19 protein-coding genes are annotated in these 26,664 nt (G+C 59.0%); 6 read left to right on the top strand and 13 right to left on the bottom strand.

The annotated features are described in order from the left end of the window. Positions 1-7: 7 nt before the first annotated feature. The 6 genes from infB to D3Z90_RS03635 all read left to right on the top strand — a co-directional run bounded on the left by infB (position 8) and on the right by D3Z90_RS03635 (position 7,345). On the top strand, positions 8-2,515 hold the full coding sequence (infB, locus tag D3Z90_RS03610) for a translation initiation factor IF-2 (RefSeq protein ID WP_136474443.1): 2,508 nt from the start codon (positions 8-10) through the stop codon (positions 2,513-2,515). Between the two features lie 121 nt (positions 2,516-2,636). Continuing rightward, entirely contained in the window at positions 2,637-3,035 is a 399-nt protein-coding gene (rbfA, locus tag D3Z90_RS03615) for a 30S ribosome-binding factor RbfA (RefSeq protein WP_136474444.1), read from the top strand. 3 nt (positions 3,036-3,038) lie between these two features. Next, positions 3,039-3,956 (top strand): tRNA pseudouridine(55) synthase TruB, encoded by a 918-nt coding sequence (gene truB, locus D3Z90_RS03620; RefSeq protein WP_136474445.1) that lies wholly within the window; start codon positions 3,039-3,041, stop codon positions 3,954-3,956. A gap of 154 nt (positions 3,957-4,110) precedes the next feature. Continuing rightward, positions 4,111-4,380 (top strand): 30S ribosomal protein S15, encoded by a 270-nt coding sequence (gene rpsO, locus D3Z90_RS03625; RefSeq protein WP_136474446.1) that lies wholly within the window; start codon positions 4,111-4,113, stop codon positions 4,378-4,380. Between the two features lie 250 nt (positions 4,381-4,630). Further along, positions 4,631-6,736, top strand: coding sequence for a polyribonucleotide nucleotidyltransferase (gene pnp / locus D3Z90_RS03630; protein WP_136474447.1), 2,106 nt, complete (start codon positions 4,631-4,633; stop codon positions 6,734-6,736). Positions 6,737-6,994: 258 nt separating this feature from the next. Beyond that, positions 6,995-7,345 (top strand): BON domain-containing protein, encoded by a 351-nt coding sequence (locus D3Z90_RS03635; protein WP_136474448.1) that lies wholly within the window; start codon positions 6,995-6,997, stop codon positions 7,343-7,345. A 125-nt stretch (positions 7,346-7,470) separates the two neighbouring features. Here D3Z90_RS03635 and D3Z90_RS03640 read toward each other — a convergent pair whose 3' ends face one another. The 13 genes from D3Z90_RS03640 to D3Z90_RS03700 all read right to left on the bottom strand — a co-directional run bounded on the left by D3Z90_RS03640 (position 7,471) and on the right by D3Z90_RS03700 (position 26,660). Continuing rightward, complete coding sequence (locus D3Z90_RS03640; protein WP_136474449.1) at positions 7,471-10,410, bottom strand: DUF748 domain-containing protein; 2,940 nt, start codon at positions 10,408-10,410, stop codon at positions 7,471-7,473. A gap of 90 nt (positions 10,411-10,500) precedes the next feature. After that, positions 10,501-11,517: a class I SAM-dependent rRNA methyltransferase gene (locus D3Z90_RS03645; protein WP_136474450.1), complete on the bottom strand. Its 1,017-nt coding sequence runs from the start codon at positions 11,515-11,517 to the stop codon at positions 10,501-10,503. An 83-nt stretch (positions 11,518-11,600) separates the two neighbouring features. Beyond that, positions 11,601-12,779, bottom strand: coding sequence for an acetyl-CoA C-acetyltransferase (locus tag D3Z90_RS03650; RefSeq protein WP_136474451.1), 1,179 nt, complete (start codon positions 12,777-12,779; stop codon positions 11,601-11,603). Positions 12,780-12,902: 123 nt separating this feature from the next. Beyond that, positions 12,903-13,772, bottom strand: a complete 870-nt coding sequence (locus D3Z90_RS03655) for an oxygenase MpaB family protein (RefSeq protein ID WP_136474452.1) — start codon at positions 13,770-13,772, stop codon at positions 12,903-12,905. Positions 13,773-13,809: 37 nt separating this feature from the next. Further along, entirely contained in the window at positions 13,810-15,744 is a 1,935-nt protein-coding gene (gene acs, locus D3Z90_RS03660) for an acetate--CoA ligase (RefSeq protein ID WP_136474453.1), read from the bottom strand. Between the two features lie 87 nt (positions 15,745-15,831). Then, entirely contained in the window at positions 15,832-17,496 is a 1,665-nt protein-coding gene (gene pgi / locus D3Z90_RS03665) for a glucose-6-phosphate isomerase (RefSeq protein ID WP_136474454.1), read from the bottom strand. Positions 17,497-17,612: 116 nt separating this feature from the next. Beyond that, the gene (gene panC / locus D3Z90_RS03670; RefSeq protein ID WP_136474455.1) at positions 17,613-18,470 is read right to left on the bottom strand and encodes a pantoate--beta-alanine ligase; all 858 of its coding nucleotides are present in this window, start codon (positions 18,468-18,470) and stop codon (positions 17,613-17,615) included. After that, positions 18,467-19,267 carry a 3-methyl-2-oxobutanoate hydroxymethyltransferase gene (gene panB, locus D3Z90_RS03675; protein WP_136474456.1) on the bottom strand — a complete coding sequence of 267 codons (801 nt, stop codon included), beginning with the start codon at positions 19,265-19,267 and terminating at the stop codon, positions 18,467-18,469. The genes panC and panB overlap by 4 nt, the downstream gene beginning before the upstream one ends. Before the next feature lie 250 nt (positions 19,268-19,517). Further along, entirely contained in the window at positions 19,518-19,994 is a 477-nt protein-coding gene (folK, locus tag D3Z90_RS03680; protein ID WP_136474457.1) for a 2-amino-4-hydroxy-6-hydroxymethyldihydropteridine diphosphokinase, read from the bottom strand. Between the two features lie 2 nt (positions 19,995-19,996). Further along, a complete protein-coding gene (locus D3Z90_RS03685) occupies positions 19,997-21,385 on the bottom strand; it encodes a polynucleotide adenylyltransferase PcnB (RefSeq protein ID WP_168198427.1) in 1,389 nt (462 codons plus the stop codon). A gap of 701 nt (positions 21,386-22,086) precedes the next feature. Further along, on the bottom strand, positions 22,087-23,523 hold the full coding sequence (locus D3Z90_RS03690; protein ID WP_136474459.1) for a sigma-54 dependent transcriptional regulator: 1,437 nt from the start codon (positions 23,521-23,523) through the stop codon (positions 22,087-22,089). 22 nt (positions 23,524-23,545) lie between these two features. Next, positions 23,546-26,500 (bottom strand): sensor histidine kinase, encoded by a 2,955-nt coding sequence (locus tag D3Z90_RS03695; RefSeq protein ID WP_168198428.1) that lies wholly within the window; start codon positions 26,498-26,500, stop codon positions 23,546-23,548. Further along, a complete protein-coding gene (locus tag D3Z90_RS03700) occupies positions 26,484-26,660 on the bottom strand; it encodes a hypothetical protein (RefSeq protein WP_003250005.1) in 177 nt (58 codons plus the stop codon). The genes D3Z90_RS03695 and D3Z90_RS03700 overlap by 17 nt, the downstream gene beginning before the upstream one ends. Positions 26,661-26,664 lie beyond the last annotated feature (4 nt).

Here is a 26,664-nt window from a genome sequence, read left to right on the forward strand (position 1 = left end):
GAAGTGCATGACGCAAGTCACGGTGAAAGAATTGGCCCAAGAGGTCGCTGCACCGGTAGAGCGCCTGCTGCAGCAGATGCGTGAGGCAGGTCTGCCGCACACCGACGCCGGTCAGGTAGTGACCGATAATGAGAAGCAGGCTCTGCTGGCTCATTTGAAGAGCAGCCACAAGGCGAAGGTGGAAGAGCCGCGCAAGATTACCTTGCAGCGCAAGACCACCAGCACCCTGCGTGTTGCCGGTAGCAAGAGCATCAGCGTAGAAGTACGCAAGAAGAAAGTATTCGTTCAGCGCAGCCCGGAAGAAATTCAGGCCGAGCAGAAGCGTGAGCTCGAAGAGCGCCGCGCAGCGGAGAATGCCGCTCGCGAGAAAACCGAGTCCGAAGCACGTCAGCGTGCAGCGGAAGAAGCTCGTCGCCAGCCAGCCGCCGCTGCACCTGCCCCGGCAGTTGCTGCTCCGGTTGCCCCGGCACCTGCTCCGGTCGTCGCGCCTGCAGACGCCGCACCGGCACCGGTTGCCGAGCGCAAGAAAGACGACGTGCGTCGCAACGACAAGTCGCGTGACGATGATCGTCGTGGCGGTGAGCGCCGTAACGAAGCGCCACGCGTTTCGGTAAAGGTCAAGGAAAAGGAAAAGGCGCCGACTCCGCGCGCTGCTCCGCGTACCACCGACGAAGAAAGCGATGGTTTCCGTCGTGGTGGTCGTGGCAAGGGCAAGCCGAAGAAGCGTAATGCTCACGGCTTCCAGAGCCCGACCGGCCCGGTTATCCGCGACGTACAGATCGGCGAGACCATCACGGTTTCCGATCTGGCCAACCAGATGTCCGTCAAGGGTGCTGAAGTCGTCAAGTTCATGTTCAAGCTGGGTACCCCAGTGACCATCAACCAGGTGCTCGATCGCGAGACAGCTCAACTGGTTGCTGAAGAACTGGGCCACAAAGTTACCCTGGTCAGCGATACCGCCCTGGAAGACTCCCTGGCCGAATCGTTGAAGTTCGAAGGTGAGACTTCTGCCCGTGCACCTGTTGTGACCGTAATGGGTCACGTTGACCACGGTAAGACCTCGCTGCTCGACTACATCCGTCGTGCCAAGGTTGCTGCTGGCGAGGCTGGTGGTATTACTCAGCACATCGGCGCCTACCACGTAGAAACCGATCGCGGTATGGTCACTTTCCTCGACACCCCAGGTCACGCCGCGTTTACCGCCATGCGTGCCCGTGGTGCCAAGGCCACCGACATCGTGATCCTCGTGGTCGCGGCAGACGATGGTGTGATGCCGCAAACCCGTGAAGCTGTCCAGCACGCCAAGGCCGCTGGTGTTCCACTGGTTGTCGCGGTGAACAAGATTGACAAGCCGGGCGCCGATCTCGATCGCATCCGTAACGAACTGGCCGTTGAAGGCGTTACCTCCGAGGACTGGGGTGGAGACACTCCGTTCGTCAAGGTATCGGCGAAGATGGGTACCGGTGTCGACGAACTGCTCGAAGCCGTTCTGCTGCAAGCAGAGATCCTCGAGCTCAAGGCTACGCCGTCGGCTCCAGGTCGTGGTGTAGTCGTCGAGTCGCGTCTGGACAAGGGTCGTGGTCCGGTTGCTACCGTTCTGGTTCAGGACGGTACTCTGCGCCAGGGCGACATGGTCCTGTGTGGTTCGAACTACGGCCGTGTACGTGCCATGCTCGACGAAAACGGCAAGCCTGTTAAGGAAGCCGGTCCGGCTATCCCGGTCGAGATCCTCGGTCTGGACGGCACTCCGGATGCCGGTGACGAGCTGTCGGTAGTGGCTGACGAGAAGAAAGCCCGTGAAGTTGCCCTGTTCCGTCAAGGCAAGTTCCGCGAAGTCAAACTGGCTCGCGCCCATGCTGGCAAACTCGAGAACATCTTCGAGAACATGGGCCAGGAAGAGAAGAAAACCCTCAACATCGTTCTCAAGTCCGATGTACGTGGTTCTCTCGAAGCCCTGCAAGGTTCCCTGAGCGGCCTTGGCAACGACGAAGTACAGGTTCGCGTGATTGGTGGCGGTGTCGGTGGTATCACCGAGAGCGACGCCAACCTGGCCCTGGCTTCCAATGCGGTACTGTTCGGCTTCAACGTTCGTGCCGATGCTGGCGCACGTAAGATCGTCGAGCAGGAAGGTCTGGATATGCGTTACTACAACGTGATCTACGACATCATTGAAGACGTCAAGAAAGCCTTGACCGGTATGCTCGGCAGCGATGTTCGCGAGAACATCCTCGGTATCGCCGAAGTGCGTGACGTGTTCCGTTCGCCTAAGTTCGGCGCCATCGCAGGCTGCATGGTCGTGGAGGGTGTGGTTTACCGCAACCGTCCGATCCGTGTACTGCGCGAAGACGTTGTTATCTTCGAAGGCGAGCTGGAATCGCTGCGTCGCTTCAAGGACGATGCGTCCGAAGTGCGTGCCGGCATGGAATGCGGTATCGGCGTGAAGAGCTACAACGACGTCAAAGTCGGCGACAAGATCGAAGTCTTCGAAAAAGTCCAAGTCGCTCGTACGCTTTAAGCATCGAGTATGGGAAGCGCGAAACGCCCGTCGCAAGGCGCTCGTTAGCGGTTCTGAACGCAACGCCCGGTCAGGCTCAAGCCTGACCGGGCGTTTGCCGCTTTAGTTACAGGTAGCAAAAATGGCCAAAGAATATAGCCGTACCCAACGCATTGGCGATCAGATGCAGCGCGAGCTGGCTCAACTGATTCGTCGCGAAGTCAAAGACCCACGCGTCGGCCTGGTGACAATCACCGCCGTCGATGTCAGCCGCGATGTCGGTCACGCCAAGGTGTATATCACCGTGATGGGCGAGGACAGCGCTGAAGACATCAAGCAAAGCGTTAAAGTGCTCAATTCAGCTGCAGGTTTCCTGCGTATGCAACTGGGCAAGGAAATGAAGCTGCGCAGCGTGCCGCAACTGCATTTCCACTACGACGAGAGCGTTACGCGTGGCGCCCATCTGTCGGCGCTGATCGAGCGTGCTGTTGCCGAAGACAGCCAGCACCAGGCCGCTGAAACCCCGGACACCAAGGAGTAAGCGGTGGCCCAGGTCAAACGTATTCGTCGTAACGTCAGCGGCATCATCCTGCTCGACAAGCCTTTGGGGTTCACCTCCAATGCCGCGCTGCAGAAGGTTCGCTGGTTGCTCAATGCCGAAAAGGCCGGGCACACCGGCAGCCTTGACCCGTTAGCCAGTGGCGTTTTGCCGCTGTGCTTCGGCGAGGCCACCAAGTTTTCCCAGTACCTGCTCGACTCCGACAAGGGGTACGAAACGGTTATGCAACTGGGCCAGACCACCACTACCGGCGATGCCGAAGGCGAAGTCCTGAAGACGCGCGACGTGACCGTCGGTCGCACCGATGTCGAAGCGGTTTTGCCACAATTTCGTGGTGAAATCAGTCAGATACCGCCGATGTACTCCGCCCTCAAACGCGATGGCCAGCCGCTGTACAAGCTCGCTCGTGCAGGGGAAGTAGTGGAGCGCGAGGCGCGTTCTGTTACTATTAAGCGCTTGGAGTTGCTCGAGTGCGAAGGCACCCGGGTACGCCTCTCGGTTGGTTGCAGCAAAGGCACCTACATCCGCACGCTGGTCGAGGATATCGGCGAGCAGTTGGGGTGTGGCGCCTACGTCGCCGAACTGCGTCGCACTCACGCCGGGCCTTTTGAATTGGCCCAGACCGTGACCCTCGAAGAACTTGAAGCGGTTCACGCTGAAGGTGGCAACGAAGCAGTCGATCGCTTCTTGATGCCCTCCGACAGTGGTCTGCAAGACTGGCCTTTGCTGCAGTTCTCCGAGCATAGTGCTTTCTACTGGTTGCATGGCCAACCGGTCAGGGCGCCCGAAGCGCCGAAGTTCGGCATGGTTCGGGTGCAAGATCACAACGGTCGCTTCATTGGTATCGGTGAAGTGAGCGAAGACGGGCGCATTGCGCCACGTCGTTTGATTCGGTCGGAATGATCGAAACCTTCAGTTTCAGGCTTCGGCCTGAAACTGGCGGTAAAAGAGGATGGCTGTTAATAGGCATGGTCATGCCTCACTTTATGAATACAGGGATTTGTCCCTGGCCTATTGGAAACCGTTTGTTCGGTTTCCCTTGATTTGGAGAAGCCAGATGGCACTCAGCGTTGAAGAAAAAGCAAAGATCGTTGGCGATTACCAGCAAGCTGCCGGTGACACCGGTTCGCCAGAAGTGCAAGTTGCACTGCTGACCGCCAACATCAACAAGCTGCAAGGCCACTTCAAGGCCAACGGCAAAGACCACCACTCCCGTCGTGGTCTGATCCGTATGGTTAACCAGCGTCGTAAGCTGCTGGACTACCTGAAGGGCAAAGACGCCACTCGTTACAGCGCCCTGATCGGTCGCCTGGGTCTGCGTCGCTAATAGCGGCCTGGCCAGTGGTGTGCGCGGCGTGCTGCATTCATCGCTTCCAATGCCTGGCATCGGGAGTGATGAGTACGCCGCGCGTATCTATGAGGTTGGTTGTCTGCCTCGCCTAAGCGGTTTACCGCAAGGGCAGGGCAGGCTTCCAGCCTCTAGTTTTATCTGGACTGCCAACAGGGCCGATTCCCTGTTCTGCCCAAGAATTCGCAAGAACCAGTTCCCCCAGAGCCACTGAAGAAGGTAGGAAACCGTGAACCCGGTAATCAAGAAATTTCAGTTCGGTCAGTCGACCGTAACCCTCGAGACGGGCCGTATTGCTCGTCAAGCGTCCGGCGCCGTATTGGTCACCGTCGATAACGATGTCACCGTGCTGGTGACCGTGGTCGGTGCCAAACAGGCTGACCCAGGCAAAGGCTTCTTCCCCCTGTCCGTTCACTATCAGGAAAAGACCTACGCCGCCGGCAAGATCCCAGGTGGTTTCTTCAAGCGTGAAGGCCGTCCTTCCGAGAAAGAAACCCTGACCTCGCGTCTGATCGACCGTCCGATCCGTCCGCTGTTCCCAGAAGGTTTCATGAACGAAGTGCAGGTTGTCTGCACCGTCGTTTCCACCAGCAAGAAGACCGATCCGGACATCGCTGCGATGATCGGTACCTCGGCTGCCCTGGCAATCTCCGGCATTCCGTTCGAAGGTCCGATTGGCGCTGCGCGCGTTGCTTTCCACGAAAGCACCGGCTACCTGCTGAACCCGACTTACGAGCAGCTGGCTGCTTCTAGCCTGGATATGGTCGTCGCCGGTACTTCCGACGCCGTACTGATGGTTGAATCGGAAGCCAAAGAGCTGACCGAAGACCAGATGCTGGGTGCCGTACTGTTCGCCCACGATGAATTCCAGGCTGTTATCCAGGCTGTGAAAGAACTGGCTGCCGAAGCTGCCAAGCCTACCTGGGACTGGACTGCCAAAGCCGAGAACACCCCACTGCTGAGCGCCATCCGTGGCGAGTTCGGTGCTGCGGTTTCCGACGCCTACACCATCACTGTCAAGGCCGACCGTTACGCTCGCCTGGGCGAGCTGCGCGATCAGGCGATCGCCAAGTTCTCCGGCGAAGAAGGTCAGCCAGCGGCTTCCGAAGTCAAAGAAATCTTCGGTGAAATCGAATACCGCACCGTTCGCGAAAACATCGTTAACGGCAAGCCACGTATCGACGGCCGCGACACCAAGACCGTACGTCCGCTGAACATCGAAGTTGGTGTTCTGCCAAAAACTCACGGTTCGGCTCTGTTCACCCGTGGCGAAACCCAGGCACTGGTCGTTGCGACCCTGGGTACTGCCCGTGATGCCCAGTTGCTGGACACTCTCGAAGGCGAGAAAAAAGACCCCTTCATGCTGCACTACAACTTCCCACCGTTCTCGGTAGGTGAGTGTGGTCGCATGGGTGGTGCAGGTCGCCGTGAAATCGGTCACGGTCGTCTGGCTCGCCGTTCGGTTCAGGCTATGTTGCCTGCCGCCGACGTGTTCCCGTACACCATCCGCGTGGTTTCGGAAATCACCGAGTCCAACGGCTCCAGCTCCATGGCGTCGGTTTGCGGTGCTTCCCTGGCGCTGATGGATGCCGGTGTACCGATGAAGGCACCTGTTGCCGGTATCGCCATGGGCCTGGTTAAAGAAGGCGAGAAATTCGCTATTTTGACCGACATCCTCGGTGACGAAGACCACCTGGGCGACATGGACTTCAAGGTTGCTGGTACCGCTAAAGGCGTTACCGCACTGCAGATGGACATCAAGATCAACGGTATCACCGAAGAGATCATGGAAATCGCCCTGGGCCAGGCCCTGGAAGCGCGCCTGAACATCCTCGGCCAGATGAACCAGATCATTGGTCAGTCCCGTAGCGAACTGTCGGAAAACGCGCCGACCATGATCGCCATGAAGATCGACACCGACAAGATCCGTGACGTCATCGGTAAGGGCGGCGCGACCATTCGTGCAATCTGTGAAGAGACCAAGGCTTCGATCGATATCGAAGACGACGGCTCGATCAAAATCTTCGGCGAAACCAAGGAAGCGGCTGAAGCTGCCCGTCAGCGCGTTCTGGGCATTACCGCTGAGGCCGAGATCGGTAAGATCTACGTCGGTAAAGTAGAGCGCATCGTTGACTTCGGTGCCTTCGTTAACATCCTGCCGGGCAAGGACGGTCTGGTTCACATCTCTATGCTGAGCGATGCTCGTGTCGAGAAAGTGACCGATATCCTCAAAGAAGGCCAGGAAGTTGAAGTACTGGTACTGGACGTGGACAACCGCGGTCGTATCAAGCTGTCGATCAAAGACGTTGCTGCTGCCAAGGCATCCGGCGTTTAAGAACGTAGCTTGAGAAGAAGGACCCTTCGGGGTCCTTTTTTTATGCCCGGAAAATTACCTTGTGGACTTGCATCTTGCATGCAGGATTTTTCTCCGGCTTGCAAATTGCACGATTGAAAGTTTTGCGTATTTTTCTAACCTGTTGTTTTTTAAAGAAAAAAACTAACCTAAAAACCTGGCACAGGCTCTGCAATGGTATTCGTACACCTGCTGCCAGGATTTACGGCGCAGATTTTTCGAAAAACAGGAGTGTCTCGTATGAAGAAGTTCGCTATTGCTGCCGCTACTGCCACCGCTCTGACGCTGACCATGGCCAACGCGGCGTTTGCCCAACAAACCGCCCAGGCTCCGATGACCCTTGCTGCCGGTGAAATGACCAAGGCAACTGAAGCGGGTTCTGACACCTGGATCACCACCAAGGTCAAAGCTGATCTGATGACTGAAAAAGGCGTACCAGGCACCGATATCAAGGTTGAGACCAACAAAGGCGTTGTCTCCCTCTCTTCGGACGTAGCTGTCACTGCTTCGCAGAAAGAAATGGCGGTAGCAATCGCCAAGAAAATCAAAGGTGTTCAAGCCGTTTCGGCTGACGGCCTGAAAGCCGAGTAAGGTTTTCCCGACTCGCTGAGCTTTAAAGGTTCATGCGAAAGACCAAAAGGACTTGGTCACTCAAAGCCCCGGCACTGATTGCCGGGGCTTCTTTTTGATCGCGGCGCAGGCCCGACCCTAGTGACTCACTCCGCATCCAGATGCAATGGCGTGATCACTCGGCCATCGGCTTCAGCTTGACCCAGGCTGGCATCGATGAAGTACACCCGGTCATCCTCAAGCTTGCCTTTATCGACCAGGTAGTCCTTGATGCTGCTGGCCCGGGCCTGGCCCAGTTGACGTAGCAGCAGCGCGCTTTCTCCCCAGGATTTGAGCACTGCGTCACGCAACTGGTTGCTGCGTTGCTCACGGTCCAATTGCTCCCACTCAGCCGGTGGCTGCTGTTTCATCCGGGTACGGTAGATGCCTTCGAGCATGGCCGGTTTATCGCTCTCAGGAACAGTCAGATCCGATGCCTGGGCGGGAACCTTGTCGCCACGACGCTGGAGAATCTTGTAGTAGGTGCTTTGATACTCCCGTTCCAGGCGCTGCTGGGCAATCAACGGCCCGTCACTGCTCTGGGCGCTGGTACCTTCGATCTCCAGGCGTAGGGCAGGGCGTTCCTTGAGTGCCGCTGCCAGCTTGTCCAGGGCGCTCTGTGCGTCGGGCGCCAAGTCGCTGGAGCCTGCGGCGAAGGCGACGTTACCAAGATCCTGGGCATCACCGCCGCTGATCAGTCCACCAATGAATTTGAACGGCGCCTGGGCCGCACGCAGCACCAGGTTACGCAGGGTTTGCCAGACAATCGGCATCACACTGAATTGCGGGTCGTTCAAGTCGCCGGTAACTGGCAGCTCGATGGAAATCTTGCCATCGGTATCTTTGAGCAAGGCCACTGCCAGGCGAATAGGCAGGTCTACGGCATCCGGGCTGTCGACTTTTTCACCCAATTGCAGTTGTTCGACCACCACCTTGTTTTCGGCCTTGAGCTTGCCCTGAGTGATGATGTAGTGCAGATCGATGTTCAGGCGACCCTTACGGATACGGAACCCGGCGAACTTGCCGGAGTAGGGCGTCAGGGTGGTCAACTCGACACGTTTGAAGCTGGTAGCGATATCCAGGCTTGCCATCGGGTCGAAGGGGTTCAATGCGCCTTTGATGGTCACAGGCGCGTAACGATCGACTTTACCCTTGATGTCGACCTTGGCCGGTTTGGGCTGACGATTGTCGATCGTGCCGATTTGCCCGTTCAACTGCTGGATAGCCGTCGCGAAGTTGGGGGTCAGGCTGAAGTCGGCAAAGTTCGCCGAGCCGTCGTTGATGTCGATGGCGCCGATGCGAATGCCTAGTGGCTTGTCGCTGCTGGCGGGGGCTTTGCTTTTTGCCGGGGCACTGCTTTGCGCGGTGGCTGGCTGTGGGATCAGCAGGTCATCGACGTTGGTGGTGCGATCTTCATTGATCATGAAGCGCGCGTAGGGTTGCTTCAAGCTGACTTTGCCAATGCTCAATGCATCACCATGACGATAGGACACGCCGTCCAGGTTCAGTTGCTGCCATTTGACGAAGTCGCGATTCTTGATCGTATCCAGCGTGTGTAACTGGTTGACCTGTGCTTTGCCATCGATGTTGAACGCCAGTGGCTCGGTGCTCTTGAGGTCAACATTGAGGTCGCTGCCGAGCATGCCGCTGCGCAGTTCGAGGCGAATGAACGGGCTGATATAGGCTTGGGCGATTCGTAGGTCGATGTCCTGGGTGCTGACCTTGAGTTTCGCGGTGACGGGTGCCAGGTTGACCTCGCCGGCGGCCTGCAATTTGCCTTGTTTGCCCACGCCGGTATCGAGCTTGAGATTGAAAGGCGACTGATTGAGGCTGTCGAAGTTCTGCAGATCCAGATTCAGCGGTCCGACATCCAGGGCTACCGGCTCTTTCTGGGAGCGGTCGGCCAGATGAACCTTATAGTTGCGCAGTTGCACATCCTTGAGCAGTACTTGCCAAGGCTTTGCCGGCTCGGCAGGGGGGGATTGCTGACCATCAGGTTCGGCGGCAGCGGGTTCGGCTTTCTCTTTTGCCGTGGGCTTGGCCGGTTGACTGGCGAACAGTTTTTGCCAATCCAGTTGGCCATCTGCCTCCAGGGCTGCCCAGGTTTCGAGCTGTTCGCTGCGGATCTTGCCGACCGTGACCACCTGTTTGGCGAGGTCGATCGACGTTTCGCTGACATCCAGGCGAGCCAGGCGCGCGAGTGGTCGACCGTCCGGAGCCTTGATGGCAAAAGGCGCAATGCTCACCGAGGTGTTGTCCAGCAACAGCTCGGTTTCTTTCGAGAGGTTCAGTTTGTAGTGGGTGTCGAGGCTTACCACGCCTTCTTCCAGCACCAACGGCACTGCATCGCGTACATACGGCCAGAAGGCTTTCATCTTGCCGTCGGTGACCTTGAGGGTACCTTCCGAGGCGATGGGTACCAAGCTCAGGGTGCCGCTCCAGTCGATACGACCACCTGCCGGCCCGATGGCGACCAGGGTCATGTCGCTGCTGTCGTCAGGCAGCGTGCTGAGGTTCTTGAGCTCCAGATTCATCGAGTCGTACAAGAACTCGATCGGTTCGCTGGGGCGCAGGTCCTGGAAGTGCAGGTAGCCTTCGTTGAGCTTTATGCTGCCAATGCGCAATGGGAACGGATCACTGGCCGGCTCTTCGGCCTTGGGCTCGCTGGGCGGCAGTTTGAACAGTTGTGTGAGATTCAGCGTGCCATCGCTGGCGAACAGCAGCTCGGTGCGGGGCTTGTCCAGCTCCACACCAGCAAGGTGCAGGGCGCCAGTCCACACGCTGTCGAGCTGCAGGTTGGCGTACAGGCGCTCGAAGCCGACCTGCTCCTTGCCCGGCTCGCCTATCTGCAGGCCCCAGAGTGTCAGCTCGAGGCTGAACGGGTTGAGCTCTATACGCTGCAGATGGGCAGGTACCGTAGCGTAGTTGGTCAACTGCTGGTTGGCGATGCGCAAGGCAACGCCTGGGAGAATCAGAAAGCCAAGCAGGCTGTACAGGGCCAAGGCGGCCAACATGGCGCCGATGGCGCGTTTCAATCCTTTGGGCATGTGCGGCGTCGTCTATCTGTAACGGAAGTGCTTGGAGTATGGCACGTAAAATCGGTTCCGAAGCTAGCTCGGAATAACCGCTTTTTTCTCTCAGAGCTGCAGAATCAAGGTCTTGAGGGGGGGCTGAGCGTCCTGCGAAGGAAAGTCACTGGCCGGTGTCAGCACCTGACAGTCGCGCACCGGTCGGCCTGCTTTTTCCGCGCAACGCAGTACTTGTTCGCGCCAATCGGGGAGGCTGACTTTGGCCAGGTTGTTACAACAGATCAGCACGCCATCTTCGGCAGTGCTAAGCAGTGCGGGCTTGAGCAGGCTTTGATAGTCACGCAACAGGTCGACAGTACCGAACGCGCTTTTGGCCCAGGCAGGCGGATCGAGAAACACCAGATCGAACTGGCGCTGTTCCAGGCGAGGGTAGGCTGGCAGCTTGTGCCCGCGGCGCTGGCTGATGGGCAAACCGGCGAACTGGCGAATGGCGGGAAAGTAGTCGGATTGGATGAAGCTCATCGGCGCTAACTGAGGGTTAAGCGCAGCATTTTCCTTTCCCACTCCCAGATTGCCCTCGGCAAAGTCCAGATTGCATACCTCGCTGGCACCCCCCGCTGCAGCACTAAGCCCTACACCACAGGTATAGGCAAAAAGGTTGAGCACGCGTTTTCCGGCGCTGTGTTGCTTTACCCAGCCGCGAGCGTTGCGCAGGTCGAGAAACAGCAGGGGATCCTGGCCGCCATGGCGGCCACGGACGCGATAGTTCAGGCCCCACTCGTGGCCGACATGATCCGACAGGGCTGCTTCGCTGGCCTGGTATACCGGGTCACGGCGGTCGATGCGGCTGTTACCTTGGGAGCGGTCGTTGTAGACCAGCAAAAGCTCGAGCCCCAGTTGCGCTTCTATCGTGGCGTGAAGTTCGAGCAAGGCGCTGGTTTCCAGCGTCTGGTGGAAGCTCTGCACCAATAGTTGCGGGCCGTAACGGTCAATGGTCAGGCCGCTGGCGCCCTCCTGGCTGCCGTGAAACAGGCGATAGCAGTCGGTGCCTTGGGCATGCAGTTCAGCGATAAGGCCCTGGCGGGCGTCGAGGGCGGCGCGCAGCGCCTGATTCAAGAGGGACATGCACGTGGCCTTGGTTTGCGGACGTGCAGTTTATCAGCTCATGCCGTAGGCGGGGCCGTTGCGGCCCCGGCTACCTTCCAATTTCAGCGCTCGATTGCCAGTGCCACACCCTGGCCGCCGCCGATGCACAGGGTAGCCAGCCCCTTGCTCGCATCACGCTTGATCATTTCGTGCAGCAGCGTCACCAGTACGCGGCACCCCGAGGCACCAATCGGGTGACCCAGCGCGATCGCGCCACCGTTGACGTTGACCTTGCTGGCATCCCAGCCCAATTCCTTGCCTACCGACAATGCCTGGGCAGCGAAGGCTTCGTTGGCTTCGATCAGGTCCAGGTCGCTTAGCGCCCAGCCGGCTTTTTCCAGGCAGCGACGGGTGGCGCTGACCGGGCCGATGCCCATGATTGCCGGGTCGACACCGGCATTGGCGTAGGCCTTGATTCGCGCCAGGATCGGCAGCCCCAGTTGCTGGGCCTTGGCAGCACTCATCAGCATCACGGCAGCGGCGCCATCGTTCAGGGACGAGGCGTTGCCGGCAGTGACGCTGCCGTCTTTCTTGAAAGCGGGCTTGAGCTTGCTCAGGGACTCGGCGGTGGTGCCGGCGCGCGGTTGTTCGTCAGTGGCAAAAGCAACCGGATCGCCCTTGCGTTGCGGAATCAGGATCGGGGTAATTTCGTCGACGAAGCGCTGCGCTTCTATGGCTGCGGCAGCCTTTTGCTGAGAGGCGGCAGCGAAAGCGTCCTGCTCTTCACGGCTGATGCCGTATTTTTCCACCAGATTCTCGGCGGTGATACCCATGTGGTAGTCATTGAAGGCATCCCATAGGCCGTCACTGATCATGCTGTCGATTAGGGTACTGTGGCCCATGCGCAGACCTGTGCGGGCGCCAGGCATTACGTAGTTGGCCAGGCTCATGTTTTCCTGGCCGCCGGCAATGATGACTTCAGCATCGCCACAGCGAATGGCCTGGGTGGCCAGGTGCAGGGCCTTGAGCCCGGAACCGCAGACTTTGTTCAGAGTCATGGCCGGCACGGCGTGGGGCAGGCCTGCCTTGATTGCGGCCTGACGTGCAGGGTTCTGCCCGGCGCCTGCAGTCAGTACCTGGCCGAGGATGACCTCATCGACCAGTTCGGCATCGATGCCTGTCTGGGTCAGCAATTGGCGGATCACAGCAGCGCCGAGATCTACTGCGGGAATGGCGGCCAGCGCGCCTTGGTAGCTACCGACAGCTGTACGGGTAGCGGCAACAATAACGACATCTTGCATGGCGCAGGTCCTCACTCTTATTCATTGTGGTGTCAGAACGGCACAGGCCTATCGGGCCCTGATCGACCGTCATGGTGGCATAGATGCGCGGCTTACGGCCATTGGCGAACCGGCTGCTCGCCTTCAGTCGATACCCATGCGTCGTCGTGCCCTGTGCGCAGAGCCATCGCGCATGGCCCAGCGCAGGACGGGGGCAGTGGTCTTTATCCCCAAACGAAGCACGCCGCGCTGCCACGCCGGTTGCTGGAGTTGCAGCAAGTCGCTGGCCCAATCAGGCAGCAGGTCGATGCCTGCATGCAGCATCAGACTTCCTACAGGCTTGGCCAGACGGCTGGGGGCCGGGGCATCGAGCAGCACTTGCACCACCTCGTGGCTACGCTCATCGCAGTGCAGGTGAGGGCGCATCGCTTGCAGGTAGTCGCTTACCTGTTGGCACGAGCGTGGTACGTCACGAGCGCCCAGGCGCTCTGCAATCAGGGCAATCTCGGCGTAATAGGCATCTTGCTCGGCAACTGGCAGGTGCGGGTTGCGGTAACGCAGGTGGGCGGCAAGAAAGCTGCTGACCTCCGCCACATGCACCCACGTCAGCAGGTCGGGATCACTAGCAGCGTAAGGGCGACCGTCAGCAGAGGTGCCGACTACCTGCAAATGAATGGTCCGGACCTTTTCGATCAGCCAGTTGGCATCGCGGCTGGAGCCGAAGGTGGTGCCAGAGATGAACTGGCTGGTACGGCGCAGGCGCCCCAGCAAGTCTTGGCGAAAGTTGGAATGATCCCAGACCCCGGCCAGGGCCAGTGGGTGTAGTAGTTGCAGAAGCAGGGCGCTGATACCGCCGACCAGCATGCTGGGAAAATCGCCGTGTACACGCCAACTGATGCTTTGTGGGCCGAACAACCCCGGATCACCCTTTGGGGTTTCCAGATCAAGCTGTCCCAGGGACAAGCCGGTCAGGCTCATCACCTGGGTTTCGATACGGCGGCGAATCATTTCCATAGCTACCTTGTGATACGGCAGCCGGTAGGACTGCCGCTTACTGGTTTAGGCGTTTGTCGATCAGGCCCTGGACCACGCTGGGGTCGGCCAGTGTCGAAGTGTCACCGAGGTTTTCCAGCTCGTTACAGGCGATCTTGCGCAGGATCCGCCGCATGATTTTGCCTGAACGGGTTTTCGGCAAGGTTGGCGCCCATTGAATCAGGTCGGGTTTGGCAAAGCTGCCAATCTCCTTGCTGACCAGAGCCAGAAGCTCCTGCTTGAGCTTGTCGTCCGGATCAACGCCATTCATGGGGGTAACAAACGCATAAATACCCTGACCCTTGAGATCATGAGGGTACCCGACCACGGCGGCTTCTGCGATGGCGTCATGCAAGACCAGGGCGCTCTCGACTTCAGCGGTGCCGATCCGGTGTCCCGACACGTTGATCACATCATCGACACGGCCAGTTATCCACAGGTCGCCATCTTCGTCACGGCGAGCACCGTCCCCGGTGAAGTAGTAGCCGGGTAGCGGTTTGAAGTAGGTGTCGATCATCCGTTGGTGATCGCCATAGACGCTGCGGATCTGCCCAGGCCAACTGGCCTTGATCGCCAGCAGGCCACTGCCGGGTCCGTCGATCAGTTTGCCCTTGTCGTCGAGCAACACCGGTTGCACACCGAACATCGGCTGGGTAGCACAGCCGGGCTTGACGTGTCGGGTGCCAACCAATGGAGTAATCATGATGCCGCCCGTTTCGGTCTGCCACCAGGTGTCGACTACCGGACACCGTTGCTCGCCCACGGCATTGAAATACCACATCCAGGCTTCCGGGTTGATGGGCTCGCCGACACTGCCAAGCAGACGCAGGCTTTTGCGTGAAGTGGATTTGAGCGGTGCTTCGCCTTCGCGCATCAGGGCGCGCAGGGCGGTGGGGGCGGTATAGAAGATGTTCACGTTGTGCTTATCTACCACCTGCCAGAAGCGCGAGGCATCGGGATAGTTGGGCACGCCCTCGAACATCAAGGTGATAGCACCATTGGCCAGGGGGCCGTAGACGATGTAGCTGTGCCCGGTCACCCAGCCGACGTCTGCGGTGCACCAGAACACTTCGCCATCGCGGTAGTCGAACACGGTCTTGAAGGTCATGGCAGCCTGTAGCAGGTAACCACCCGTGGTGTGCAGAACGCCCTTGGGTTTGCCGGTGCTGCCGGAGGTGTAAAGGATGAACAACGGGTCTTCTGCATCCATTGGCTCGGGCGGGCAATCTCCGTCTACCTGAGTGATCGCTTCGTGATACCAGAGGTCGCGGCCCTCGCTCCAGTCGATCTTGCCTGCGGTACGTTGGATCACCACCACACTGTTCACATTCGGGCAACTGAGCAGGGCCTTGTCGACGTTGTTCTTCAGCGCCACAGTCTTGCCACCGCGAACACCTTCATCGGCGGTGATGACCGTGCGGCAGTCGGCGTCGAGAATGCGATCACGCAGCGCATCGGGCGAGAACCCCCCAAACACGACCGAATGGATCGCTCCGATGCGACTGCACGCGAGCATGGCGTAAGCGGCCTCGGGGACCATGGGCATGTAAATGCATACCCGGTCCCCTTTCTTCACGCCGCGCTGCTTGAGCACATTGGCCAGGCGGCACACATGGCTGTGCAGTTCACGGTAGGTGATGACGCTGAAGTCGGCAGGGTTATCGCCTTCGCGAATGATTGCAGGCTGGTTGCCGCGTGAAGCCAGGTGACGATCGATGCAGTTGTAGCTGACGTTGAGTTGAGCGTCCTTGAACCATGTCGCTTGACCGGTGTTCATGTCGCTTTGCTGGATGCGACTCCAAGGCTTGATCCAATCCAGGATGCTGGCTTGTTCGGTCCAGAAGCTATCAGGGTCTTCGATCGATTGGCGGTACAGGCGCTCATAGTCGGCCTGATTCAGTTGCGCCGCTTTGCTGACGGCATCGGCGTGGGGGTAGGCGCTGATATCGAACATGGCGGGGTCCTGTCCTGTCTGTTTTTGTCAGGACAGTGTAGTCGGTACCCCTGGCAGTGTTCGTCCGGCCAGGGGTACCGCGGGCGATCAACCGCGGTGGCGGCTGCGGAAGAAGTTGATCAGGCCTTGGGTCGAGGCATCTTCAGCGGCGTCTTCGATGCCGCCGGTGAGACGCTGATAGACGCCTTTGCCCAGCTCCTTGCCGAGCTCCACGCCCCATTGGTCGAAGGCGTTGATGCCCCAGATCACGCTCTGTACGAATACCTTGTGCTCGTACATCGCCACCAGCGCGCCGAGACGACGTGGGCTGATGCGTTCTACTACCAGGGTGTTGCTTGGACGGTTGCCCGGAATCACTTTATGCGGTGCCAGCTTCTGCACCTCGGCTTCGCTCAAGCCTTTTTGGCGCAGTTCGGCTTCTGCTTCGGCGCGGGTCTTGCCGAGCATTAGTGCCTGGCTTTGAGACAGGCAGTTGGCATACAGCCACTGGTGGTGGTCGGCGACCGGGTTGAAGCTGACGACCGGGACGATGAAGTCGGCTGGAATCAACTGCGTGCCTTGGTGTAACAACTGGTGGTAAGCGTGCTGGCCGTTGCAACCAACGCCACCCCAGATCACCGGGCCAGTGTCGTGGTTAACCGGTGTGCCATCCTGGCGAACACTCTTGCCGTTGGACTCCATGTCCAGTTGTTGCAGGTGCTTGGTAATGTTACGCAGATAGTGATCGTACGGCAGGATCGCATGACTTTGCGCCCCCCAGAAGTTGCCGTACCAGACGCCCAGCAGGGCCAGCAGCACCGGCATGTTCTGCTCGAAGGGGGCGTTCTGGAAGTGCTGGTCCATGGTGTAGGCACCGGACAGCAGTTCCTTGAAGTTGGCGGTGCCGATGGCCAGGGCAATGGGCAAGCCGATGGCTGACCACAACGAGTAACGACCGCCTACCCAATCCCACATCGGGAAGATGTTCTCTTCGCGAATACCGAAGGCCACCGCAGCTGCCTTGTTACTCGACACGGCAATGAAGTGCTTGTACAGCTCGGCTTCCGAGCCGCCCTGCGCCAGGTACCAAACCCTTGCAGCTTGGGCGTTTTTCAGGGTTTCCAGGGTATTGAAAGACTTCGACGAAACAATGAACAACGTGGTTTCGGCGCGTAATTTCGCCGACAGTTCGTGGAATTCGCTGCCATCGATGTTCGCCAGGTAGTGGCAACGCACGCCACGCTGGGCGTAGGGCAGCAGCGCTTCGGAAACCAGTTCGGGGCCGAGGAACGAACCACCGATGCCAATGTTCACCACATCGGTGATCGGCTTTTCACTGTAACCGCGCCACAAGCCGTCATGAATGCGGCCGACCAGCTCTGTCACCTGATTGAGGACTTTGTGCACCTCGGGCATCACGTTGACGCCGTTGACGTTCAGCTTGTCGCCTACTGGCCGACGCAAGGCTGTATGCAGGGCTGGGCGCTCTTCTGAGGCGTTGAGGATCTCGCCAGCGAACAGCGACTTGATGGCTTCCTGCAGACCCACTTCGTTGGCCAGGTTGACCAACAGTTCGCGGGTTTGGCTATTGATCAGGTTCTTCGAGTAGTCGAGGAACAGGCCGCAAGTGCTCAGCGACAGCTGGTCGAAACGCTGCTGATCAGCATTGAATGCATCGCGCATGCTGAAGTCCTGCATGGCATCGCGGTGCTGCTGGAGCGCCTGCCACGCAGGCAAGGTCGTTACATCATGAGGGGTGCGGTAATACGCCATCGCTGCAGGTTTCCTTATTGCGTGAACTGCGTTGGACACTGGAAATAACGACCTGTTTGCAGGCTGCTGCGCATTATAGGCACGCAGCCTGGTTGCAAGGGCATCCCAGTTTATTGCTACTCGGCGTCGAGATTCAGATGCAGGTTGTCGATCAGACGGGTTGCGCCCAGAACAGCGGCAACCAGGATCACCAGGTCGCGGTCTTCAGCCGTGGCCGGACGCAGGGTCAATGCCTGGCGGATTTCCAGGTAGTCCGGGCGAAAGCCGGCTTGCGCCAGTTGCGCCTGGCCCTGAGCAATCAGCGCCGGGTAATCACGTTGACCTTGCTGGATGGCCTTGGCCATCTCACTGAGCAGGCGATAAAGCGCAGGTGCAGTTTCACGCTGGGTTTCGTTCAGATAGCCATTGCGTGACGACAACGCCAGGCCGTCTTCGGCGCGCACGGTAGGCTCGCCAATGATCTGGATCGGCATATTCAGGTCACGCACCAGCGCGCGAATGACCGCCAGTTGCTGGAAATCCTTTTGGCCGAACACCGCCAGATCGGGCTGGACCATATTGAATAGCTTGCTGACCACCGTGGCCACACCTTCAAAATGGCCTGGGCGGCTTGCGCCACATAGCCCTTCGGAAAGTTGCGGGACGCTGACGCGGGTCTGGCCGTTCATTCCATCGGGGTACATTTCCTCGACGGTTGGAGCGAACAGCAAGTGGCAACCGGCCTGGAGCAGCTTCTCCTGGTCGGCGGCGAGGGTCCGCGGGTATTTGTCCAGGTCCTCGCTGGGACCGAACTGCAATGGGTTGACGAATATGCTCGCGACGACGAAGTCGACGCGCTGCGCCGCCTTGGTCACCAGTGCGGCATGCCCGCTGTGCAGGTTGCCCATGGTCGGCACGAAACCGATGCGTTTACCCTCGCTGCGCGCACGCGCCACGGCGGCACGCAATTCCCGGACGGTTTTGACTGTATTCATGCACTGAACCCGTGTTCGCTGCCTGGGAAGCTGACGTCCTTGACGGCGGTGACGTAGGCGCTGAGCGCGCTGTGGATATCGCTCTGGCCGGCCATGAAGTTCTTCACGAACTTCGGTACCCGACCTGTCAGCGACAAACCGAGCATGTCATGCAATACCAGTACTTGCCCATCGGTCGCGCTGCCGGCGCCGATGCCAATGACTGGAATGCTCACCGCCTGGGTGATTTCAGCCGCCAACTCGCTCGGTACACATTCGAGCAGTAGCATTGCCGCACCGGCTTGTTCGAGGGCGATAGCGTCGGCACGCATTTGCCGCGCCTGGTTTTCCTGGCGGCCTTGTACCTTGTAACCACCGAGGATATTGACAGTTTGTGGGGTCAGGCCCATATGAGCGCAAACCGGCACACCGCGCTCAGCCAGCAGGCGGATGGTTTCCGCCAGCCAGGCAGCGCCCTCGACCTTGACCATATGGGCGCCTGCCTGCATCAGCGCGCCACTGTTGGCGAATGCCTGTTCGGTGGTGGCACAGGCCATGAAGGGCAGATCAGCGAGGATCAAGGCGCCTTCATTGCCGCGTTTTACACAGGCAGTGTGGTAGGCCATCTCGGCGTTGGTCACGGGCAATGTGCTGTCATGACCCTGCAGGACCATGCCCAGCGAATCACCCACCAGCAATATGTCCACGCCGGCACGGCTGGCGGCCTGGGCAAAGGTCGCGTCGTAGCAGGTCAGCATGGCTATTTTCTCACCCTTGGCCTTGAGGCTCTGCAGGGTGGTCAGGGTTACATCTGGCATGAAAAGGAATCCTCATTCAGGCGCTGTGAAAAACGACTGCGTACAACGCGTGTATTCATCTTCTGGAACAGCACATCATCGATCGTGGTGTTTGGGTTACGACCTGTTCCAGGCCTATATACGCCTTTTTGTGGCGCGCACGCGCCATTGGACGCCTATAGTCGTGAGGGAGGGGGCTTAAGTCAATTACCCTGTTACCGCATTGTTACGAATGCACTGTTACGGGCGTTACCCTGTGGGGGACGCCCGGTTACAAGCGCTCCAGGCCGACGAACGGGCAATCTGCCAGTAACTGCTCGAGGCTGCGCTGATCGGCCAGGGTGAAGTCGGACGGGACCAATTCTGCCAATGGGTAGAGGACGAACGGTCGTGCGTGCATGTGGTAATGCGGAACCTTGAGGCGCGGGATATCGATTACTTGGTCGCCATACAGCAAGATATCCAGATCCAGGGTGCGCGGCCCCCAGCGTTCCTTGCGTTCACGGCCTTGGGCGGCTTCGATGGCCTGCAGCGCGTCGAGCAGCTCCAGCGGCGCCAGGGTGCTATCCAAGGCAGCGACGGCATTGGTGTAGCGAGGCTGGCCGGGTGACAGCGATTCGCTGCTGTAGAAGGCAGAAACAGCTGCCACTGACGTGCCCGGTAGCTCGCGCAGCGCGTTGATAGCGCTGCGCAGTTGCTCCAGGGGCTCGTCCAGGTTGCTACCCAGGCCGATGTAAACGCGCTCCATGCTTATTCGCCTGCGCCGCCATCGACACGCTTGCGCTTGCTCGGGCTGCGCTTGCGTTTGCGCGGCGCTGCACCGGCGCCTTCATCACGGCTGCCCAGGTCACGGATCATGTCGCGCCGCTCGCTGTCATTACAGTCTTGATAATCGGTCCACCATTGACCGAGGCCATCGGTTTCTTCGCCTGCGCTTTCGCGCAACAGCAGGAAGTCATATCCGGCACGAAAGCGTGGGTTATCGAGCAGCAGGTCGGCGCGCTTGCCGCTACGACGTGGCAGGCGCTCTTGCATGTCCCAGATCTCGCGAATCGGCAAGGTGAAACGTTTGGGAATCGCGATACGCTGACATTGCTCGCTGATCAGCTCGTGCGCCGCTTCATTCATCGCCGGAATCGGCGGCATGCCACGGCTTTGCAGGCGCAAGGCGCGCCCCGGCAAGGCTGGCCACAACAGAGCGGCGAACAGGAAGGCTGGCGTTACCGGCTTGCCCTGCTTGATGCGTAGGTCGGTGTTCACCAACGCCTGGCTGATCAGGGTGTGGGTGTAAGTGGGATGTTCTTCCAGGGCTTCGGCGCTGGCAGGGAACAACGGGTCGAACAATTGCAGATCGACCAGCATTTCGAAGGTGTCGGCTGCGTACCCAGAAAGGAACAGCTTGAGCGTTTCCTCAAACAGACGCGCTGCCGGAATTTCGCGCAGCATCGGCGCCAGGTCGCGGATCGGCTGTACGGTGTGTTTCTCGATGCCGAAATTGAGCTTGGCGGCGAAGCGCACGGCGCGCAGCATCCGTACCGGGTCTTCCTGGTAACGCTGGGTAGGATCACCGATCAGGCGGATCAGACGGTTGCGGATGTCGTGTACGCCGTTGGCGTAATCCAGAATGCGCTCGCTGACCGGATCGTAATACAGGGCGTTAATGGTGAAGTCGCGACGTTGCGCGTCTTCTTCCAGGGTGCCATAGACGTTGTCACGCAAAATTCGCCCGCTCTCATTACGCGAAGAGGTGTGGGTGTCTTCTGCTTCGCTTTCCGGATGGTTGGCGCGGAAGGTGGCAACCTCGATGATTTCGCGACCGAAATGGATGTGAACCAGCTTGAATCGACGACCGATGATGCGCGCGTTGCGAAACTCTGCGCGAACTTGCTCGGGGGTGGCGCTGGTAGCGACATCGAAGTCCTTGGGGGTGATCCCCAGGAGTTGATCGCGCACGCAGCCACCGACCAGATAGGCCTGGTAGCCAGCATTTTGCAGGCGCTCGACGATGCTCACCGCATGACGACTGAATTGGCCACGTTGCAGCGAGTGTTGACCGCTATTGATCACTTCAGGCGTGGTGCGCTTGTGGTGCGGACCACGTACGGGAGGACGGAACGACTGGAACAGCTTCTTCAGCATGGGATGCACTGTTTGAAGGAATGTTCGGCCAAAAACGAAGAATGGCCGCATGATGGGCGGGGATTCTAGCATTTACTCGGGGGATGGTGTAGGCGGTAGCAAAGAGGGCTGGTGCGAGGGGGAGAAACTACAAGGGGAGCCGAAGCTCCCCAAGAAGTAGTTGCGTGCTCTTATTATTTTTTTGCCGGGCTTTTTGTTTTTGTTGAGCGCCCTATCCACAAAACGCAAAGCTTGTGGACGATCTCCCTAACCGGGATTCAAGAGCAAACGGATTGCTTTGGTCGCTGACGTTGTAATGATCATGTGATCCAACCAGTTCAGGCCCTGCTTGAGTGCAGTTTTTATTGTTCTCTGCCTGGTTGTGGGGCAAGCCCCAAAAACAACTCCTCTCCAAAAGAATCAGTTAGCTGCGCCTCCGCCGTCTTGTTCTTATTGTGCGTGAGCCGATTCGTCTTATTTTTATTGTATTTTGCAGTGCTTGTTATTGTTCTTGTACCAAACATATAGCAGGTGCCGTGCCAACTTTTGCAAACCCCAGTAAAACAAGGGGTTGGAGGGGTTTTGGGGTGGTGGGCGGGCAAAAAAAAGCCGGGGCTTCGTTACCTTTAGCCCCGGCTTTTGTTACGAGATTGAGTCAAGGTAACAGTTTTTTCACATTTGCCTGTGTTACCGCCTTGCGCCTCGATGACAGCTGAAAGGGATCAGCTGTCGCTGGTTGCTCCGCTCTTGCGCCGCGGGATACCCAGGCGCTGGCGGCGCTCCCACAAACACTTGCGGCTGACGCCCAGTTTGCGCGCCAGCTCGGTTTCGGTCATGTGGTCCTGATGCTCGAGCACGAAGTGCTGGAAGTAGTCTTCCAGCGACAGGTCTTCGGTGGGCTCATGGCTTGTGCTGCTTGGCGTGCTGCCGTTGCCGGACAGGGCGAACGGATCGTCGTCTTCCAGGTCGCTCAGCTCGATGTCGATGCCCAGCAGGTCTGCGGAAATTTCCGGGCTCTCGCAGAGAATCACCGCCCGCTCAACGGCGTTTTCCAGTTCGCGGACGTTACCCGGCCATGAGTAGTGACGAATGGCCTGCTCGGCATCGTGACCGAAGCGCAGGTCAGTACGGCCCACGCGCGCACTTTGGCGGGCGAGGAAGGCATTGGCGATTTCGTTGACGTCGGCGCCGCGCTCGCGCAGGGCGGGGAGCTTGAGGGCGATTACGTGCAGGCGGTAATAAAGGTCTTCACGGAACTGGCCGATCTTGGCCAGGCTTTTCAGATCACGGTGGGTGGCTGCAATAAGGCGCACGTCGACCTTTTGTGACTGCACCGAACCTACCCGGCGAATCTCGCCTTCCTGCAGAACGCGCAGCAGGCGAGCCTGTGCCTCGAGTGGCAGCTCGCCAATTTCGTCGAGGAACAGGGTGCCGCCATCGGCTGCTTCGACCAGGCCGGCGCGTCCTGCACTGGCGCCGGTAAAGGCGCCTTTTTCGTGGCCGAACAGTTCCGACTCGATCAGGGTTTCCGGAATGGCAGCGCAGTTCACCGAAATCATCGGTGCCTTGGCGCGGCGCGAGAGGTTGTGCAAGGCGCGCGCAACCAGCTCCTTGCCGGTGCCCGATTCACCCTGGATCAGCACATTCGAATCTGTAGGCGCGACCTTGCGGATCTTGCTGTACAGATCCTGCATGGGAGGGCAGGAACCGATAATGCCGATCTCGCCATTGGCGGCGTTATTACTGCTCTTGTCCGCGGTAGCAGGCTTGCCATTGGCACGTGCTTCGACAGCAGCGGCTGGAGCGTTCTGGCGATCACGCAGGATGCGCGCCACAGCCTGGAGCATTTCGTCATGATCGAAAGGCTTGGCGATGTAGTCTACTGCGCCCATCTTCATCGAATCGACGGCAGAGCGCAGGCTGGCGTAGCTGGTCATGATCAGCACCGGCGTACCTTGACCGAGCTTGATCAGTTCGGTGCCGGGTGCACCCGGCAGGCGCAGGTCACTGACAATCAGGTCGAAGGTGGCAATGCTGAAGCGCTCCTGGGCTTCCTGCACCGATCCGGCCTCGCTGACCTGGTACTGGTTGCGCTCCAGCAATCGGCGCAAGGCCGAGCGGATAATGGTTTCGTCTTCGACGATCAGAATGTGCGGCATTGATTCAATTCTCTCGACGGTCTCAGTTCACAGCGGACGTCGCTACGACATGACGTGGCAGGGTCACTCGGATCCGGGTGCCACGCTGGCTTTGAGTATCGGCCGGGCTGTCGATGGTGATTTGTCCATAATGCTCTTCCACGATGGAATAGACCAGAGCAAGCCCCAGTCCGGTACCTTCGCCCGGGTCCTTGGTAGTGAAGAAGGGTTCGAACAGACGATCCATGATGTTTTTCGGAATGCCGCTGCCTTCGTCCTCGACGATCAGGTCAACGGTATGCTCGCTGGCTTCGCTCTTGACGCGCACGGCGCTGCCGGGCGGTGAAGCATCGCGAGCGTTGGACAGCAAGTTGATCAGAACCTGGGCCAAGCGTTGCGGGTCGCCATCGACCCAGTGCTCGGGGTCGCACAGGTTGAAAAACTGTACTTCGAAATTGCGCCGGTTCAAGGCCAGCAAGCCAATGGCGTCCTGGGCCACTTCGGCCAGGCACACCGGCTCGTCACTTTGTTGATGGCTGCCCGCATGGGCAAAGCTCATCAACGATTGGACGATGCGGGAAATGCGTTTGGTCTGTTCGAGAATCTGGCTGCTCAATTCTGTGATTTCGCCGTCATCCTCGCGCTCTTCGCGCAGGTTCTGCGCCAGGCACGCGATACCGGTAACCGGATTGCCAATCTCGTGAGCCACACCGGCGGCGAGACGACCGATGCTGGCCAGCCGTTCCGAGTGCACCAGCTTGTCTTCCAGGGCCTGGGTTTCGGTGAGGTCTTCGACCAGTACCACCAGGCCGCTGTTACCTGGCGCCAAAGGTTCATCAATGGCCGCTTTGTGCAGGTTAAGCCAGCGGGTCTGACCGTCCAGGCCCAGCCGTTGTTTGTGCAAATGCTCATCGGGGATATTGGTGAAACCCAGCAACAATCCACGCCAGGGCTCACCGATGGTGGTCAGGCGCGAGCCCACCACGCGTTTGGCGGGAATGCCGGTGAGTTCTTCCATGGCCTTGTTCCACATCAGGATCTCCTGATCCTTGGCCAGCGAGCAGACGCCCATCGGCAGTTCCTGCAATGTTTGGCGATGGTAGCGGCGCAGGGCGTCGAGCTCGGCTGCAAGACCGGTCAGGCGCGAGTGATAGTCTTCCAGTCGGCTTTCGATGAAGTGAATGTCTTCGGTAACATAATTTTCGTTACCGGACTTGTAGGGCAGAAAGGTCTCGACCATGTCCTGGGCCACGCTCGGCCCCATCAAGCCCGAGAGGTTGGCTTCAATACGATCGCGCAGACGGCGCAAGGCGTATGGGCGGCGCTCGTCGAATGGCAGATAAAGATCACGCAACGCCTGTTCCACTTCCTTCTGCGCAGCTTTTGCACCCAGGGGCTTGGCCAGTTGGGTGGCGAACTCCTGAGGCGACGCGGCATGCAGTTCACGCCGTTGCGGACGCCGAACGTTATCCACGGCGCAAGCTTCGGCAGCGCTGACTTCTTCGCTACTGGCGTTGGTGAACAGCGAAATCAGGGTGAACAGCAGTACGTTGGCGGCCAGCGAGGCAATAGCTGCCATGTGCCAACTGGTGTCGTCGAGCACATAGATCATGTTCAGCAGCGGAATGTAGAAACCTTGCAGATTGCCTACCAGCGGCAACAGCATGGTCACCATCCACACCAGAATCCCGGCGAGCAAACCGGCAATGAAGCCCCGGCGGTTGGCGGTCGGCCAGTACAGTACCGACAGCACACCTGGCAAGAACTGCAGCGTTGCGACGAAGGCAACGATACCGAGGTTGGCGAGGTCTTGCTGGCTGCCCAGCGTCAGGTAGAAACCAAAGCCTGCGGCGATGATCGCTACGATCAGTGCGCGACGGGTCCATTTCAGCCAGCGATAGATGTTGCCCTCCGCGGGTGGCTGGTACAGCGGTAGCACCAGATGGTTCAGGGCCATGCCCGACAGCGCTAGGGTGGTCACGATGATCAGGCCACTTGAGGCCGATAGCCCGCCGACATAGGCAAGCAGCGCCAGCGCCTGGTTGTTGGCCGCGATGCCCAGGCCCAGGGTGAAGTATTCAGGGCTGGTGCTGGCGCCCATCTTCAAACCGGCCCAGAGGATCAGCGGTACAGCCAGGCTCATCAGCAGCAGAAATAGCGGCAGTCCCCAGCTGGCGCTAACCAGCGAGCGAGGATTGAGGTTTTCGGTAAAGGCCATGTGGTACATGTGCGGCATAACGATTGCCGAGGCGAAGAACACCAGCAGTAGGGTTCGCCAAGGACCTTCTTGCAGCGGCGTATGCAGAGCAGCCAGGGCGGTCTGGTTTTGCAGCAGCCAGACTTCCAACTGGTGCGGACCACCAAACACCCCGTACAGCGCATACAGGCCAATGCCGCCCAACGCCAGGAGTTTAATCACCGACTCGAAGGCAATGGCAAAAACCAGACCTTCATGTTTTTCCCGCGTAGCAATGTGGCGAGAGCCAAAAAAGATCGTGAACAGGGTGATCAAGGCGCAGAAGGCCAAGGCCACCCGGGCCTTGACCGGCTCACCGGTAAGAATGCTGATGGAGTCGGCTACTGCCTGGATTTGCAACGCCAATAAAGGCAGCACGCCAATTAACATGAAAATTGTGGTCAGAGCCCCCGCCCAGGTGCTGCGAAAGCGGAAGGCAATCAGATCAGCCAGTGACGACAGCTGATAAGTACGGGTGATCTTGAGAATGGGGTAAAGCAATACTGGCGCAAGCAGAAAAGCGCCAGAAACGCCCAGGTAACAGGCGAGAAAACCGTAACCGTACTGGTAGGCGAGACCCACCGATCCATAAAACGCCCAGGCACTGGCGTAGACGCCCAGCGACAGCGTATAGGTCAGGGGGTGGCGAATGATTGAGCGCGGGATCATGCCGCGTTCACTGACCCACGCTACGCCGAACAGCACCAACAGGTACGCGGCGCTGATCAGGATCATCTGGGTCAGACTAAAGCTCATCGGCATCACGTTGGCTCTGCAGGATAAAGGTCACGACGATCAGGATCAGCCAGAGCAGGTAAGGGCGATACCAGGCACCGGTTGGCTCGATCCACCAGTCCATGATGGCCGGGGAGAACAGATAGATCCCCACAACCAGAAGCAGGACCAAACGATAGATATACATGCTG

It is taken from the genome of Pseudomonas sp. DG56-2 (assembly GCF_004803755.1).
In the GTDB taxonomy this organism is placed as follows: Bacteria; Pseudomonadota; Gammaproteobacteria; order Pseudomonadales; family Pseudomonadaceae; genus Aquipseudomonas; species Aquipseudomonas auratipiscis.

Coding starts and splice junctions, on each gene's coding strand:
- rpsO (WP_136474446.1), top strand. CDS start 4,111: ATGGCACTCAGCGTTGAAGAAAAAGCAAAGATCGTTGGCGATTACCAG.
- D3Z90_RS03650 (WP_136474451.1), bottom strand. CDS start 12,779: ATGCAAGATGTCGTTATTGTTGCCGCTACCCGTACAGCTGTCGGTAGC.
- D3Z90_RS03635 (WP_136474448.1), top strand. CDS start 6,995: ATGAAGAAGTTCGCTATTGCTGCCGCTACTGCCACCGCTCTGACGCTG.
- panB (WP_136474456.1), bottom strand. CDS start 19,267: ATGCCAGATGTAACCCTGACCACCCTGCAGAGCCTCAAGGCCAAGGGT.
- infB (WP_136474443.1), top strand. CDS start 8: ATGACGCAAGTCACGGTGAAAGAATTGGCCCAAGAGGTCGCTGCACCG.
- D3Z90_RS03655 (WP_136474452.1), bottom strand. CDS start 13,772: ATGGAAATGATTCGCCGCCGTATCGAAACCCAGGTGATGAGCCTGACC.
- D3Z90_RS03690 (WP_136474459.1), bottom strand. CDS start 23,523: ATGCCGCACATTCTGATCGTCGAAGACGAAACCATTATCCGCTCGGCC.
- D3Z90_RS03685 (WP_168198427.1), bottom strand. CDS start 21,385: ATGCTGAAGAAGCTGTTCCAGTCGTTCCGTCCTCCCGTACGTGGTCCG.
- D3Z90_RS03645 (WP_136474450.1), bottom strand. CDS start 11,517: ATGTCCCTCTTGAATCAGGCGCTGCGCGCCGCCCTCGACGCCCGCCAG.
- folK (WP_136474457.1), bottom strand. CDS start 19,994: ATGGAGCGCGTTTACATCGGCCTGGGTAGCAACCTGGACGAGCCCCTG.
- acs (WP_136474453.1), bottom strand. CDS start 15,744: ATGTTCGATATCAGCGCCTACCCCCACGCCGATGCCGTCAGCAAAGCG.
- D3Z90_RS03640 (WP_136474449.1), bottom strand. CDS start 10,410: ATGCCCAAAGGATTGAAACGCGCCATCGGCGCCATGTTGGCCGCCTTG.
- panC (WP_136474455.1), bottom strand. CDS start 18,470: ATGAATACAGTCAAAACCGTCCGGGAATTGCGTGCCGCCGTGGCGCGT.
- D3Z90_RS03700 (WP_003250005.1), bottom strand. CDS start 26,660: ATGTATATCTATCGTTTGGTCCTGCTTCTGGTTGTGGGGATCTATCTG.
- pgi (WP_136474454.1), bottom strand. CDS start 17,496: ATGGCGTATTACCGCACCCCTCATGATGTAACGACCTTGCCTGCGTGG.
- rbfA (WP_136474444.1), top strand. CDS start 2,637: ATGGCCAAAGAATATAGCCGTACCCAACGCATTGGCGATCAGATGCAG.
- D3Z90_RS03695 (WP_168198428.1), bottom strand. CDS start 26,500: ATGCCGATGAGCTTTAGTCTGACCCAGATGATCCTGATCAGCGCCGCG.